The following is a 15,211-nucleotide window of genomic DNA, read 5'->3' as shown; positions in this document are numbered from 1 at the left end:
AGTGCGTGATCGTAGGCTAAAGTAGTGATGAAAGGGGTTTTTATAACTATGTCTACCGCTTCACAACGCTTGATATTTACGGTAGTTACGCTGCTATACTGGACGTCAATGTACGTTTATGTGCCAACGTTATCGCCTTTTTTGAGCGGCCGCGGCTTGTCGATGCAATTGATCGGCATTGTGCTTGGCAGCTATGGCTTTGTTCAAATGCTCATACGCTTCCCCGTTGGCGTTGCCTCTGACCGCTTTGGCAAGCGCAAGCCATTTATTATACTGGGTATGGTGACCGCTCTCTTAAGCTGCTTGCTGTTTCTAGTTCCAGGGCACTGGCTATGGCCGCTCGGAGGCCGGGCAATGGCTGGCATATGCGCCTCGACATGGGTTGCCTTTACAGTCATGTACGCCAATTATTTTGCCGCAGAAGATGCTGCAAGGGCAATGGGCAGCATTAGCGTGATGATCGTGAGCGGCCAAATGCTCGGCATGCTGATGAGCGGAACGGTGACGGATATGTGGGGAGATGCCGCCCCCTTCATTACTGGTGCGGTCATCGCTGGAGTGGGGCTAGTGCTAGGCCTGCTTTTAAAAGAACCGCCGAAGCAGCCGCATGAGCGCGTCGGCATGACACTCGCGATGGCACGCAGCATTATCGGCACGAAGCTGCTGCTCAAGGTATCGCTGCTCTCCATTCTCGCACATGGCGTGCTGTTCATCACGATGTTTGGCTTTACGCCACTCAAGGCAGAGACGCTGGGCATTACGGGATATGGGCTGACTTTAATTGTTTTCGCCTTTATGCTGCCGCATGCGCTCGCTTCCATGTTTACGGCCAAATGGTTCGCCCCGCGCTTCGGCAATTGGGTCACCATTGGAATGGGCTTTGTGCTAAGCACTATATGTACGGTTTCCATTGCCTATACAGATTCTTTCGCTATGCTGGCACTGACACAAGCGATTAACGGCTTTGCCCAAGGCTTGCATTTGCCGCTGCTGCTTGGACTTGCCATTCGTGATGTCCAGCCAGCTGGAAGAGCTACTGCCATGGGCCTTTATCAGGCAGTATATTCAATCGGGATGTTCTCCGGCCCTTTTCTAGCCGGCTGGCTCAATGACAGCTGGGGCATGAGCAGCGGCTTCTGGTTCGGCGGTATGCTTGGAACTGCCGCTGCACTGCTTAGTACGTGGTGGTATATGAAGGAGCGGACTATGCGTAGAACGGTTGCGGGGAATAACTGATCCTTCCTTTGATTTCAATAGGTTGACTCGTCCAAATCATAGATGCAGCGGCAGGCCTGAGTGATTATGTTAATTTAGGCAACTGCCGCTGTTTTTTTGATTAAACAATTATTGCTCCCTTTGCTTAACAACAGATTTAAAGCTAATCATATAACTCTAGCTTACATATCCAAATATCTAGATAATCGAATCATATCTCTGCATTGAATCCCATTTTCATAAATTTCTTCTGAGTAATGCCTGATAAAAAAGTCTGGGTCAACACCAACTATTCTAAAACCGCATTTTTGATATAGAGCCAATTGTCCTATACTTGAATTTCCAGTACCGATTTCAATTGTATGATATCCTCTCTCCTGTGCTGTTTGAACGGCATGCAAAACTAGCGTTTTTCCTATTCCTCTTCCATGCATCGATTCCACAACGGCTACATTCACCAATTCGACCGTTTCAGGCCTTGTAGGCAAAAGCACATAAACGCCTACTATTTGATTGTTTTCCTCCGCTACAAAGCACTCTCCTCGTTTCACGTATTCCTCAACAATTTTGCGAGAAGGATCTGCTAACAGCAAAAGATCCATGATATCATTTTCGTTTGAACCGCGTTTTCTAATATTCATCTTCTGCTCCTTATATTTTAATATGACATCTTTTGATTATAAATGATAGCCTGTAGTTTAACCGTTCTTCAGCCCCACTATGTTATAGATAGCGTTAAGGATTGTGATCATAAAGGCTTTAAAGGGCAGCCCATAAGTATAATACGACCGAGCCGATTACCGCTGCTCCGAGCAGCAGTACATCCTGACGGCCAAATCGCAAGCGGAAGCCTTGGGTCGAACGAATTTCATTGCTTCCAATCCCTCTCGCCTCCAACGCCTCCGCCATTTGCTCGGCTAATCGCAAAATGGAACGAATGTAGGGGATAATCGCCGATGCCAGCATGGAGGGCGGCAAAACACCGACTGGCGTAGTTGCTTTCCCCCGCGCATGGGCGATTTTCGCAAAGCGCTCCCATTCGTTGAGCAGCAGCGGGATAAATCGGAAAATTAAAGTGACGGTCAACGTAATCGCTGAGATCGGAACTTTAAATCGGCTCAGCCAGCCGAATGTTTGCTCCAGCGCCCGCTGTATCCGCAGCGGCGTCATAAGCAGCAGCAGCGGCAGGCCAAGCAGCATGGCGCAAAAAAGCGTCGCCAAGCGGAGCATCGTTCGTGCCGATTGCTCCCAATCAAACGATAATGGCTGTAGGTGCGCTCCAGCTACAACACCGAAGAGCAGAGTGATTAAGGCGTAGGCTCGGATAAAACCGAGCCACGGCCGCATTTGAGTGCGCAGCGGCAGCCATATCGCGGCTGCAAGCGCTCCTGCAAGCAGCAAGCCGCTCCAGCTATGCTGCATGATGATGGTCGCCGCCAGCAGCATATAGGCGGCGATGAGCGCTCTTGGATCGAAGCGCACCTCTAGGCGCTGCGCTTCGGGCTGCGCCGGCGGGAGTGGCCGGCGCTTCGGTTTAGGCAGCGGCGGCGAAGCGCTCGCCGCTGTGGGCTCTGCGCCCGGCGATGGGCGCAGCTCCATCGCCGGAGGCGCCTGCGGCGCGGCGAGCGGCATAGCCGCCGCGCCAGGCAGCGCCGCTGCGGCCGGGGCGTCCGCCCGGCCGCTCTGCGGCTGCGCGGCGGCGGCATGTATCGCCGCCGCAAGTGCCTGCGGCGCCGGCCATACGGCGGCGCCGCCGCCCGGCGGCTGCGCCGCGAAGCCGCGCAGCATCGCCAGCGCGCGCAGCGCCTGCGGCGCGGCTGCATCTGCAGCATGGGCATTCGCCCATGCCGATGCAGCGACCGCTTCGCGGACCGAGCCGTCCACGACCACGACGACCTCGTCCGCGAGCGGCAGCAGCGCGCCCGGATCGTGCGTTGCCACGACCGCTCCGCGCCCAGCCGCCTTGTGCGCTGCTAATACGGCGCACAAGCGGCTGATGCCCTCGGCGTCCAGCCCCGCCGTCGGCTCATCGAGCAGCAGCCATTGCGGCTTGCATGCCAGCAGACAAGCCAGTGCGAGCCGCCGCTGCTGTCCGCCGCTGAGCGACCAAGGATCACGGGCAAGCAGCTCGGCAGGCAAGCCTGCTGCTTGCAGCGCATCTTGCAGCCGCCGCTCCTTCTCCAGCGGCTCCAGCTTATACGGCTTCAGTGAATAGAGGAGCTCCTCCTTCACGGTCGCCGCAAACCATTGCGACTCCGATTGCTGGAGCGCTATGCCCGTATTCAGCACGACGCTGCGGCTTAGACGTCTGCGTCTGCCCTTGTTCACCCAAAGCCAATTAGCGCCGAGCGTTATGTGGCCCCCGCTTAGCTTGCGGAGCCCTGCCATTGCTTCCAGCAGCGTGGATTTTCCTGCACCATTGCTGCCGATAAGCAGCGTAATCGTGCCTTCTTTAATTACGAGCTTTTCTTTTATAGCCAGAAGCGTTTTGTCTCGTTCTCCTGCTGCACAGACGCGTACGGCTTCCAGCCTCCAGCTAAAATCGTTCATCTTTGCAGCGCCTCCGCGAGCCCGTCTACGGTCAAAGGCAGAGGCTTTAAAGCGATGCCCAGCTTGTCCAGCTCCCAAGCTGTCTGTACGGCATAGGGAGCCTCAAAGCCGAGCAGCTCGCACCAGCTCTGCCCCCCTTCTTCATTCCCTGAACCCTCTTCAACACCACTGCGCTCATAAAACATCTCCGTCGTCCCGTCAAAAACGAGCTGGCCCCGCTCCATCACGACGACTCGATCACCATGTCGCAGCTCATCCAGCTTTTGCGTAATCCATATTATCGTGCTCCCCGCAGCATGAAGCTCGCGCACTTGCTCGCAGGTGGCTCGACTTGCTTCAGGGTCCAGCATTGCAGTCGCTTCATCAAGCACAAGCACAGGTGCTTTTACCGCCAGACAACCAGCGATGGCTGTCAGCTGCTTCTGCCCGCCAGACAAGGTTCCAACCGCTTGATCCTTCCGTTCCAGCAAGCCGGTTAAACCAAGCGACTCCTCCGTAAGCGCAGCTATCGCCTCACTATTAATCCCGTGCTGCTCCAGCATCAATACAATATCCTCCCAAGGCGTTGCGCCAAGCATGGACGCCTCGGGCTGCTGCATAACAATTGGAATCGGTTTATTGTAGGCAGCAAGCTTCGCTCCAAGCAAATAAGTGCCGCTTTTTTCGCCTACAGGTAACCCGGCAATAACCTTAGCGAGCGTGCTTTTCCCGCTCCCATTGCTTCCTAGCAGTGTCAGCCAATCTCCCTCGTTTAGAGTGAAGCAAACATCTCTAATAATGGGAAGCTGCTCACTTGTCATGTCAAAAACACGTGGCCTGACCGTCAGACCTTCGAACTGTATCATATATTCGCGCAAAAAAATTTCACCTGCCCTCTTCCCCAAAGCGCCGCTCTGTGCTACAATCCATTTTGTTAACCATAAGTGAATGATATATGGTTAACATTATAAAAGCAATCATCATTTTAAAGGAGACGATTTCATTGATCAAACGCAGTACGAATATTCGCAGCCTGGTGTACATAGCCTTATTCGCTGCCTTATTTATTGTCATGAGCAGCCTTCAATTCAAGTTTGCCGCCTCGCCAGTACCGATAACGCTGCAAACGCTCGCCGTTGCGCTCGCCGGACTATTCCTCGGTGCACGCAATGGATTTTTATCCATATTGATTGTCGTTGTACTGGCAACGATTGGTCTTCCGCTTATTAACGGAAATGGCGGCCTCGGTATGATTGCCGGACCTACTGGCGGTTTTCTAGTAGCCTTCCCCTTTTGCGCGCTGCTTGTAGGCTTCTTCTCATCCAAGCTGCTTCATAGCTCCTTTGCAGCAAAAAACCGCATCGCAACCGCTATTTTGCTGTTTGTCATTTTCGAGCTGTTTAGTTCTTTTTTCGCTTATGTCGTTGGAATCCCTTGGTTAATGCAAGTAACAGGCCTCTCCTTTCAAAAAGCAATGATTAATGGCTGCTACCCCTTCCTGCCAGGCGATGCTGCCAAGTCCGTATTAGCGGTCATTATAACGCTGGCGTTAAAGCCATATATTTTAAGGATTCAAGCTTCAACTGGTAAGCAAAATACAGAAGCCGCTGCTTCATTCCCGACAACCGTTTAATGTGTTCGCATTTCTAAAGCACTCTAACTTACTTTCTTTATAAAAAAGGGGCTGCATGCAATGGTATTTCGCCATTGTGCAGCCCCTTTCCTGTTGCATTTGCTTTCGTTAGTCGCATTCAGCAGGCGCTTCCTCAGAGCCTGCCTCAACGTTGATTTTCTCAGAAACGGTATCTCGAACAATCGAAATAACGAGCTGCAGCAAATAGTTGATGTCGGACTGGCTTTGCTGGAATTCCGTTACGATCGGAATGCCGTCCAGCTCATCCTGGAGCACTTCCATTTCCTGCTCAATCTTTTTGACCATCGTCTCGTTCTTGAAAGTCGTTTCGAAGGCGACAAGCTCCTTTTGCTTTTTCTTCACAGTCGCAATCAATTCCTGAACTTTCTTATTTCCTTGAATTTGGCTTTCTGCGCGGCGATACTGCTGTACTTCCTCAGAAGTATAAATCAGGTCAGCAAGCTCCTTCGCCTTCTTCATAATGTCCTCGCGAATTAGCAAATCACGCGTATCAAACTTTGGAATCCCGCATCCTTCGCCATGCTCATGATGGTGATGGCCATGCTCCGTATTTCCTTGGACCGTTTGTTGCTCAGACATTTATCATCTCTCCTGTTAGTGGTATCAAGTTTTGCTGTTAACCTTTTATCGTTTAGAGCACAACCGCTTCACGCAATTGCGTTTCTGTAGGCTCTGCTTTAATATACCAGGTTTTCGCTTCCGTCACTTTCGCTTCAATAAGCTGCCCAATCCATTCCTGCGGGCCTTCCAAATGCACGAGCTTGTTCGTACGAGTACGTCCCGCCAGCACATTAGCATTATTTTTGCTCTCACCTTCAATCAGCACCTCGACTGTCGTGCCGATCATCCGCTCATGGCTTTCCAGGCTCATCTGTTTAAGTAAATCATTCAGACGCTGCAGCCGACGCTTCTTGACATCAAGTGGAACATTATCCTCCATACCGGCAGCAGGCGTACCTTCACGCGGCGAGTAAAGGAAGGTATAGGCGGAGTCAAAGCCCACCTCGCGAACGAGCGAGAGCGTGTCCTCGAACTGCTCATCCGTTTCGCCAGGGAACCCGACGATAATATCTGAGGTCAGCATCGCATCCGGGATAGCCGCCTTAATTTTACCTACAAGCTCTAAATACATTTCACGCGAGTATTTGCGGCTCATCCGTTTAAGCACTTCCGTGCTGCCCGATTGAACAGGCAGATGAATATGCTCGACCAAATTGCCCCGCTGCGCCAGCACCTCAATGAGATGATCATCAAAATCTCTTGGATGACTCGTTGTAAAACGAACGCGCGGAATGTCGATTTTAGACATATCGTTCATGAGATCGCCAAAGCGATAGGCGATATCTTCAAAATCCTTGCCATAAGCGTTTACGTTCTGCCCTAGCAGCGTCACTTCCTTGAAGCCCTGTCTTGCCAGCTCCCTTACCTCGGCAATGACATCCTCTGGCCTGCGGCTCCGCTCCTTGCCCCTAGTGTAAGGCACAATACAGTACGTGCAAAATTTATCGCAGCCATACATAATGTTAACCCAAGCCCGCATGCCTTCGCGTTTCTTCGGCATGTTTTCGATAATATCGCCTTCCTTGGACCAAACCTCGACAACCATCTCTTTGCTGAAATAGGCATTTTGCAGCAGGAAGGGCAAGCGGTGAATGTTATGCGTGCCGAAAATCATATCGACGAAGGAATGCTTTTGTAAAATACGTCCGACAACCGATTCCTCCTGAGACATGCAGCCGCATACGCCAAGCAGCAAGCCCGGCTTCTGCTGCTTCAGCACCTTCAGATGTCCTAGCTCCCCGAATACTTTATCCTCGGCATTTTCCCGAATCGCACATGTATTTAGCAGCACCACATCCGCCTCAGTCCGATCGTCCGTCGCCGTATAGCCCATTTCCTCGAACATGCCCTTCATAACTTCCGTGTCATGCTCGTTCATTTGGCAGCCGTACGTTTGAATCAAATAAAATTTGCCCTTGCCTAGCGTCCGGAATTCCTCCGGTATGGAAAAATCATAATGAACCTCTATATCCTCTTTGCCCCGTTTTTTCTCTTCCTTGTGGTTCGGAGCAGCATTGATTTGAATATTGCGCCCTTTGATTCGATAGGTGATTTTGCCATCTTCCTCGCTAAGCACCTTCGCATCAGAGAAATCAAAATATTTCGAGTAATCCCTATCTTTATTAGCGGCTTTCAAGTCCGCCGAGTTCCCCTTTGTCATGCTTTAGTCACATCCTTATATCCTTGTGCTCACCCGTGTTTAAACATCAATAAGAAATTATAACACATATAACTCCATCGAATCCATTATAGATGCTGCTAATGCTCCATTTTTTCCAACAAATCTTGAAAGCGCCTGCCTATTTTACTTAAAAAATAAAAAAACAGACAGCAGCTTATTTGCCGCTATCCGTTTCAATAATAAGTAAGGCCTAATACAAAATAATGATTAGCCTACAATTTCAGCTGTATCGCCATTTTTGATGCCGGCCGCATTCGCTTCGTCCGTATCAATATGCATGTCGAGTGCAAAGTCTGGGGATACACGGGCAATCACTTCCTCAAATACAACGCCGCGCTCTCCGCCAAAACGCACCTTCAGCTTTTGCTTATCGGCAATGCCCCATTTCTCAGCATCGCTCGTATGAAAATGAATGTGGCGCGCTGCAACGATAACGCCTTCCTCAATGGTCACTTCACCAGCAGGCCCCTTCAGCGTAATGCCAGCCGAGCCGCTAATATCACCGGATTCGCGAACCGGCGGGTTTACGCCAATCGAGAAAGCATCCGTGCGTGAAACTTCAAGCTGTGTCGCCTTGCGGACAGGCCCAAGAATTCTTACTTTAGGAAAAGAAGATTTCGGTCCGATTACGGCAACCGTTTCATTTGCTGCATATTGTCCTGGCTGAGAGAGTGCTTTCGCCTCCGTCAGCTCGTAGCCTTCTCCAAATAAAATCGCGACATGCTCCTCAGATAAATGAATATGGCGTGCCGATACCCCTACAGGTACTAGTTTTTGTGTCATTGCATTTACTTCCCTTCGCTTATTGATCTGCTATCCTTGTCACAAGGACCATGCGCCTTAATCTGCAACGCGCTAAGCAATCATAACATTTATTTGTTTTAACCCACAACAACATATGTCACTATAAAGCAAAAAACCTGCTTACGCGAGTGTAGGCAGGCGTTACATATGAACTTTTTTCTACATTTCTCTAACGAGCTAAGGCGTTCGTTTAAGCGCTTATCTAGGCTCAACAATGAGCTTGATCGCCGTCCGATCCTCGCCATCAATCACAATGTCTGTAAATGCCGGTATACAAATTAAATCCACCCCGCTGGGAGCAACAAATCCTCGCGCAATCGCAACTGCCTTAATGGCTTGATTTAGTGCACCCGCCCCGATAGCTTGTAATTCAGCGGCGCCGCGTTCACGTAAAACTCCGGCCAGCGCACCTGCAACGGAATTTGGATTGGACTTTGCTGAAACTTTTAATACATCCATAAAAATGTACCTCCTCGGGAATGATGGATGGATTCCACTACTAGCAATAATATTCGAGAGAGGTAGAAAAATTCCTGCTTTTATCGCCGAAATTAACGGACTGTTCTGAATTATCTAAATTTTAAACAAAAAAAGACTGCTACATGAGCAGCCAATCTTCTTCAACCAGTCTAATTTTTTGGAATTTGGTCGTTTCACCTGTCGCATCATCAATTTGGATCGACACGCCATGCAAATGCCACTTGCCCTCATCCACGACAAAACGTGTAGGCATTTGTGTCATAAACCGGTGCAGCACTGCATTGCGCTCCATCCCGAGCACCCCGTCCTTCGGACCTGTCATACCCACATCCGTCAAGTAAGCTGTGCCGCCTGGTAAAATCGTGTCATCATTCGTCTGAACATGCGTATGCGTTCCTACAACCACAGATGCATGACCAGCCAGATGCCAGCCCATTGCAATTTTTTCCGAGGTTGCTTCCGCATGAAAATCGACCAAAATATTTTTTGTCGTTTCATGCGCCACCTCGATTAGCTCATCCGCTTTGCGGAATGGACAATCAATCGGCGGTAAAAACGTTCTCCCCTGCAAATTGATAATCGCCAGCTGCTTGCCGTTCGCCTTAATAATCGCCATACCTTGTCCAGGCGTTCCTTCCGCAAAGTTTGCAGGTCTTACGATACGAGGCTCATCATCAATCCAATCAAAAATATCTTTGTTATCCCAAGTATGATTGCCCATCGTAATGCCATGAACGCCGCATTCAAACAGCTCATTGACAATATTTTTAGTAATGCCCCGGCCTGCTGCTGCATTTTCACCGTTTACGATAATAATATGCGGATTGTATTTCGATTTAAGCGCTGGAAGCACTTGCTTTACGGCTGCGCGCCCCACACTTCCAACAATATCCCCAATAAATAATACGTTCATTGCTGCTCACTTCCTTTTACCTATTCAGACAGGAAAAGTGGCTGCAGGGCAGCCACTTTTCCGCGTTGCTATACTGTTTACTTCGCGTATTCCACAGCCCGTGTCTCACGAATAACGGTGACTTTGATGTGGCCTGGATAATCAAGCTCACTTTCAATTTTCTTCGTAATGTCGCGAGCGAGTCGGAATGCTTCTGTATCGTCAATCTTCTCAGGCTGTACCATAACACGTACTTCACGGCCGGCCTGAATGGCATACGATTTCTCAACACCTTCGAATGACTCCGAAATATTCTCCAGCTTCTCCAGACGCTTGATATACGTTTCGAGCGTCTCACGGCGTGCGCCTGGACGTGCTGCCGACAAAGCGTCAGCTGCACCAACCAGCATTGCGATAACCGAGGTCGCTTCACAATCGCCATGGTGGGAAGCAATACTGTTAATAACAACAGGATGCTCTTTGTATTTCTTGGCAAGTTCAACGCCAATCTCAACGTGCGAGCCCTCAACCTCATGGTCAAGTGCTTTACCGATGTCATGCAGCAAGCCTGCGCGCTTTGCGAGTGTAATATCCTCGCCCAGCTCGGCAGCCATAAGTCCAGTCAAGTAAGCAACCTCCATGGAGTGCTTGAGCACATTTTGACCGTAGCTTGTCCGATACTTGAGTCTTCCCAAAATCTTAATCAAGTCAGGATGCAAGCCATGTACACCCACCTCAAAAGTAGCTTGCTCCCCGTATTCACGGATACGCTCATCCACTTCCTTGCGTGATTTCTCAACCATCTCTTCAATACGAGCAGGATGGATACGTCCGTCAGCGACAAGCTTCTCAAGGGAAGTGCGGGCAATTTCACGCCGGATAGGATCGAAGCCAGACAGGATGACCGCTTCCGGTGTATCGTCGATAATAAGATCGATACCGGTCAATGTTTCCAGAGCGCGGATATTACGACCTTCGCGTCCGATAATGCGGCCTTTCATTTCCTCATTCGGTAAGGAGACGACTGATACAGTCGTTTCTGCTACGTGATCAGCCGCACAACGTTGGATAGCGAGCGATATAATATCACGTGCCTTTTTATCTGCTTCTTCTTTAGCCTGCTGCTCAATTTCCTTGATCATCTGTGCTGTCTCATGTCGTACTTCCTGTTCAACATTAGACAAAATAATCGATTTCGCGCCTTCCATCGTCAAGCCGGAAATTCGCTCCAGCTCGCTAAGCTGCTGCTTATAGATGGTATCAATCTGTTCTTGGGTTTCATCGATCCGTTTCTCTTTGTTGGCAACTAATTCTTCTTTGCGTTCTAGCGCTTCTAATTTTTTATCCAACGACTCCTCTTTCTGGAGTAAACGTCTGTCCTGACGCTGAACCTCATTACGACGTTCACGAATGTCTTTTTCAGCTTCGGTACGAAGTTTGTGGACTTCATCTTTCGCTTCCAGCACCGTTTCCTTCTTCTGGGCTTCTGCTTCTTTTTTCGCATTTTCTACGATTTGGATAGCAGCCTGCTCAGCACTGGAAATTTTAGCTTCGGCAATCGACTTTCGAATAAAATAACCAACTCCAAAGAAAATAACGCCAACAACGAGACTGATCAAGATCGTCCAAATAGGATCCATCCTCTTGTTCACCTCCTCGTTGCATTCACAAAAGCAAACGCTTGGAATGATATTTGATTTTAGTCGGTTTCCATACCGTTTTCATCTTCTAACAACTTGCCGAAAATAATCTTCTCAAATCAATTTTTGGAAGGAAAATAGATTTGATGTGGAAGGAATACAAACTCATTTTATCTTTTGGTAAAATCACTTGTCAAGCAAAAGCCCAAGTTGATCTTTTTGCTTCATAGATTATGCATTCTCTTCCGCTGATTTTACTGCGGCTTTAATAATGTCTACAGGAAAGCCCCTTCGTATTAAAAATGCCGCCAGCTTGCGTCTGCGCTCAAAAGGCTCTCCTTTTATTGTGCGCCATTTTTTGGTTGCCTTAGAAATTGCTGCATTCAGCTCCATTTCACTGTCAATTGCCGAAGTAGCAGCAAGCGCTGCTGTTTTCGACACGCCCCGCTGCATAAGCTCCTGCTGAATGTAACGCCTGCCTTTATGGCTGCTTTTCATTCGCTGAGCGGCAAATTGCATCGCATACTGTTCATCATCCACAATATGCTCCTTTTCTAAACGCTCTATGGTGTAATTAATATGATCCTGAGCAATTAGCTTCCGTTGCAGATACTGCTCTATCTGCTTGCCTGTCCGCGGCTTGAAGCCCAAATAATAAACAGCCATCGCATAAGCGCGATAACGCTCATCCTCGCTGCGAATTTCCTCTATTTGCGACTCTGTTAAAAGCTGCCCTTTAAACAGCGTATGACGGATCAGCAGATCCTCGTGAACCGATAAAATCGGCTCCTCGCCTCCCGCGAATATAAGATAGCGGCTTCGATGCTTGCTGTCTTTCTCGACCGCTCTGATTTCAATCATAAACCCTCCAAATTACGTTTTTCAAATAGTTATATATGTTTCCCAAAACAAGTTCGCCGTCCCTAAAGAGGAACGGCGTCGTCATTGTCATTTATCCATTTCGTTACTAATTTAATATATTAATCCAATTCAGACTCGTCGAAATCGTCCTCGTCCTCTTCTTCTTGACCAAGACCTGTCGCCTGAGTAGCAGTCGCTACCAAATTGCTGGCATCCCGAATCTGCTTATCAATGACTTCTGCAATATCTGCATGATCTTTCAAAAACTGCTTAGCATTTTCCCGGCCTTGACCGAGGCGCTCGCCATTGTAGGAAAACCATGCGCCGCTTTTTTGTACAATATCAAGCTCAACACCCATATCAACAAGCGTGCCCTCTTTGGAAATGCCCTCACCATACATAATGTCAACCTCGGCTTGCTTAAACGGCGGAGCCACTTTGTTTTTGACAACTTTAATACGTGTACGGTTACCAATCATATCATTGCCTTGCTTAAGTGTCTCAATCCGGCGGACATCGAGACGTATGCTAGAATAAAACTTCAATGCGCGTCCACCTGGTGTCGTCTCAGGGTTACCGAACATAACGCCAACCTTCTCACGCAGTTGGTTAATAAAGATCGTAATCGTCTTTGATTTACTGATGGCACCGGACAGCTTGCGAAGCGCCTGAGACATTAAGCGAGCTTGTAAACCAACATGCGAGTCCCCCATGTCGCCTTCAATCTCAGCCTTAGGTACAAGTGCCGCGACGGAGTCAATAACAACAATATCAACTGCGCCACTGCGAACGAGCGCTTCTGCGATTTCCAGCCCTTGCTCCCCTGTATCTGGCTGGGAAAGCAGCAATTCATCAATATTGACACCGAGCTTGCTTGCATATAACGGATCAAGTGCATGCTCTGCATCGATAAAGGCAGCTTGTCCACCTGCACGTTGAACTTCTGCAATCGCATGAAGCGCAACAGTCGTTTTACCAGAAGATTCAGGTCCATATACTTCAATAATACGTCCTCTCGGGAAACCCCCGATTCCAAGTGCGATATCTAAAGCAAGCGAGCCGCTCGGCACGACCTCCACTTGCATATGTGTTGATTCCCCTAGTTTCATAATAGAGCCCTTGCCGAATTGTTTCTCAATTTGACGCATAGCCATATCTAACGCAGCACGACGATCAGCCAATCCACTCACATCCTTCGTTATTTATAATATTATGATAACCTTTTTCCGACCCTTTGCCAAGCATTTTTTCGAACATACATTCGTTTTTTTATGAAGACGACGATGGACATGCAGCTTTGAGATTTCTAAAAATATAAGCATTTATAAGCTTTTCGCGTATAAATTAGACTTATATTTCTCGGACAGAAACACGATGTTTCGCCAGAGGGCGGCAGGGCGGCAACAGATGTTTCACCATGAACCAAACAAAAAAAACCGCAGCAAAGTTAGCTTCGCCACGGTTCTTCCGTAAGTTGTGTTCAGTATACGCCCGATTCCGGCAAAAAGCAACATCTTTCGCCTGTTTTTGACATCGAACTTCTGCTCTTTAGTTCTGGATAGCTAGCCACAAACGATACAGCAGCGTTTTTACAGCACGTACGCGAATAATCGTCCGGCTGCCGCTTAATTGCAGCGGATAAACCGCCGTTTCCTTGCCACGCTCGGCAATAGCTATATAAACAAGTCCTACAGGCTTCCCTTCGCTTTCCGCGGGCCCTGCCACACCTGTTATAGACACGCCGAAGTCGCTGTCTGCAAGCTGCTGTATCCGTTCAGCCATTAACGCAGCTGTCGATTCGCTGATCGCGCCAGGAGCCCCTTCGCCCTCTAGCTGTGCCAAAGGTATGCCGAGCAGCGCATGCTTCATCTCATTCGTATACGTTACAACGCCGCCCGTATATTCCCCACTGCTTCCTGGGACGCTCGTAATCAGCTCAGCTAGCAGACCGCCGCTGCAGCTCTCAGCACTGGCCAGCTTGCGTCTGCTTGCACGAAGCAGCCTAATGACCGCCTCCTCCAGTGGAATGTCTTCTTGGGCGTACAGATGCTCTCCAATGCGTTCAACAATCTGTTCCACTGTGGCATCTATTTTGCTGTCAGCCTCTGCCTGCGTAGCCGCTTTCGTGGAAACACGAATAGCTACCTCGCCTTCCTTCGCATAAGGAGCAATGGTAGGATCAACCTGGGCTTCAATTAAATCGAGCAGCCTAGCCTCCAAGTTGGACTCCCCAATGCCTGCGAACTTAAGCAGACGCGAATAAAGCGGCTGCTCGTGTCCGAGAAGCGTCCGCAGCCATTCCTTGCCCGGCCCGTCGATCATCGGCTTCATTTCCCTCGGAGGCCCCGGCAGCAGCATATAATGCGTACCATCCTCTGTCAGGGCGTTGCCTACGGCAAGGCCCGCCGCATTATGCAGCGCCACGCTGCCATCAATAGACAGTGCCTGTCTGCGATTGCTTTCCACCATATGCATGCCTCTTGAGCTGAACAGCTCCTCGATTTTATCCATGGAAGGCTTGTGCAAGAACAAACCGCGATTTAAATAAGCAGCCAGCACATCCTTCGTCAAATCATCAAGCGTAGGTCCTAAGCCTCCGGTAAACACAAGCAAGTCGGCGCGCTCTTTCGCTGTTACAATCGCTTTGCGAATACGCTCCGGGTTGTCTCCAACCACCGTTTGAAAATATACATCTATGCCAAGTCCAGCGAGCTCTTGGGACAAATACTGTGCATTTGTATTAACAATCTGTCCGAGCAGCAATTCTGTACCTACTGCGATAATCTCTGCTTTCATCCTATTCATCCTCCTTCAGGTAATGGCCGCGCTATAATTCGGTAAGCAAAAGCATCCTCCCTGAAACAGGAAAGATGCTTTTCAAAAAACGGCAAAGT

At 49.3% G+C, this 15,211-nt stretch carries 14 protein-coding genes; 2 read left to right on the top strand and 12 right to left on the bottom strand.

Annotated elements, in window-relative coordinates; all coding sequences use genetic code 11:
* The first annotated feature begins 48 nt into the window (after nt 1-48).
* Nucleotides 49-1,236 (top strand): MFS transporter, encoded by a 1,188-nt coding sequence (locus tag V5J77_RS12065; protein WP_338556088.1) that lies wholly within the window; start codon nt 49-51, stop codon nt 1,234-1,236.
* A 161-nt stretch (nt 1,237-1,397) separates the two neighbouring features.
* Here V5J77_RS12065 and V5J77_RS12060 read toward each other — a convergent pair whose 3' ends face one another.
* From V5J77_RS12060 to V5J77_RS12050, 3 genes are all read right to left on the bottom strand, one after another.
* Nucleotides 1,398-1,856 carry a GNAT family N-acetyltransferase gene (locus tag V5J77_RS12060; protein WP_338556086.1) on the bottom strand — a complete coding sequence of 153 codons (459 nt, stop codon included), beginning with the start codon at nt 1,854-1,856 and terminating at the stop codon, nt 1,398-1,400.
* 118 nt (nt 1,857-1,974) lie between these two features.
* Entirely contained in the window at nt 1,975-3,765 is a 1,791-nt protein-coding gene (locus V5J77_RS12055; RefSeq protein WP_338556084.1) for an ATP-binding cassette domain-containing protein, read from the bottom strand.
* The gene (locus V5J77_RS12050; RefSeq protein ID WP_338556082.1) at nt 3,762-4,622 is read right to left on the bottom strand and encodes an ATP-binding cassette domain-containing protein; all 861 of its coding nucleotides are present in this window, start codon (nt 4,620-4,622) and stop codon (nt 3,762-3,764) included. Before V5J77_RS12050 ends, V5J77_RS12055 begins: the two co-directional genes overlap by 4 nt.
* Nucleotides 4,623-4,747: 125 nt before the next feature.
* On the opposite strand from V5J77_RS12050, the gene V5J77_RS12045 reads away from it, so the two are divergent.
* Nucleotides 4,748-5,377 (top strand): biotin transporter BioY, encoded by a 630-nt coding sequence (locus V5J77_RS12045; protein WP_338556080.1) that lies wholly within the window; start codon nt 4,748-4,750, stop codon nt 5,375-5,377.
* A 108-nt stretch (nt 5,378-5,485) separates the two neighbouring features.
* Here V5J77_RS12045 and V5J77_RS12040 read toward each other — a convergent pair whose 3' ends face one another.
* From V5J77_RS12040 to V5J77_RS12000, 9 genes are all read right to left on the bottom strand, one after another.
* A complete protein-coding gene (locus V5J77_RS12040) occupies nt 5,486-5,977 on the bottom strand; it encodes a YlbF family regulator (RefSeq protein ID WP_338556078.1) in 492 nt (163 codons plus the stop codon).
* Between the two features lie 52 nt (nt 5,978-6,029).
* Nucleotides 6,030-7,619 carry a tRNA (N6-isopentenyl adenosine(37)-C2)-methylthiotransferase MiaB gene (gene miaB / locus V5J77_RS12035; RefSeq protein WP_338556076.1) on the bottom strand — a complete coding sequence of 530 codons (1,590 nt, stop codon included), beginning with the start codon at nt 7,617-7,619 and terminating at the stop codon, nt 6,030-6,032.
* 228 nt (nt 7,620-7,847) lie between these two features.
* Entirely contained in the window at nt 7,848-8,423 is a 576-nt protein-coding gene (locus V5J77_RS12030; RefSeq protein WP_338556074.1) for a phosphate propanoyltransferase, read from the bottom strand.
* Nucleotides 8,424-8,642: 219 nt separating this feature from the next.
* Nucleotides 8,643-8,903 (bottom strand): stage V sporulation protein S, encoded by a 261-nt coding sequence (locus V5J77_RS12025; protein ID WP_025335291.1) that lies wholly within the window; start codon nt 8,901-8,903, stop codon nt 8,643-8,645.
* Between the two features lie 139 nt (nt 8,904-9,042).
* Complete coding sequence (locus tag V5J77_RS12020) at nt 9,043-9,837, bottom strand: TIGR00282 family metallophosphoesterase (RefSeq protein ID WP_338556064.1); 795 nt, start codon at nt 9,835-9,837, stop codon at nt 9,043-9,045.
* Between the two features lie 77 nt (nt 9,838-9,914).
* A complete protein-coding gene (gene rny / locus V5J77_RS12015) occupies nt 9,915-11,456 on the bottom strand; it encodes a ribonuclease Y (protein WP_338556062.1) in 1,542 nt (513 codons plus the stop codon).
* A gap of 231 nt (nt 11,457-11,687) precedes the next feature.
* A complete protein-coding gene (locus V5J77_RS12010) occupies nt 11,688-12,317 on the bottom strand; it encodes a RecX family transcriptional regulator (RefSeq protein ID WP_338556060.1) in 630 nt (209 codons plus the stop codon).
* Nucleotides 12,318-12,436: 119 nt separating this feature from the next.
* Nucleotides 12,437-13,498 carry a recombinase RecA gene (gene recA, locus V5J77_RS12005; RefSeq protein ID WP_338556058.1) on the bottom strand — a complete coding sequence of 354 codons (1,062 nt, stop codon included), beginning with the start codon at nt 13,496-13,498 and terminating at the stop codon, nt 12,437-12,439.
* 367 nt (nt 13,499-13,865) lie between these two features.
* Nucleotides 13,866-15,113, bottom strand: coding sequence for a competence/damage-inducible protein A (locus tag V5J77_RS12000; RefSeq protein ID WP_338556056.1), 1,248 nt, complete (start codon nt 15,111-15,113; stop codon nt 13,866-13,868).
* Between the last annotated feature and the right edge of the window lie 98 nt (nt 15,114-15,211).

This window comes from Paenibacillus sp. KS-LC4 (assembly GCF_036894955.1).
Taxonomy (GTDB): Bacteria; Bacillota; Bacilli; order Paenibacillales; family Paenibacillaceae; genus Pristimantibacillus.
This window is presented reverse-complemented; position numbering and strand designations above follow the sequence as displayed.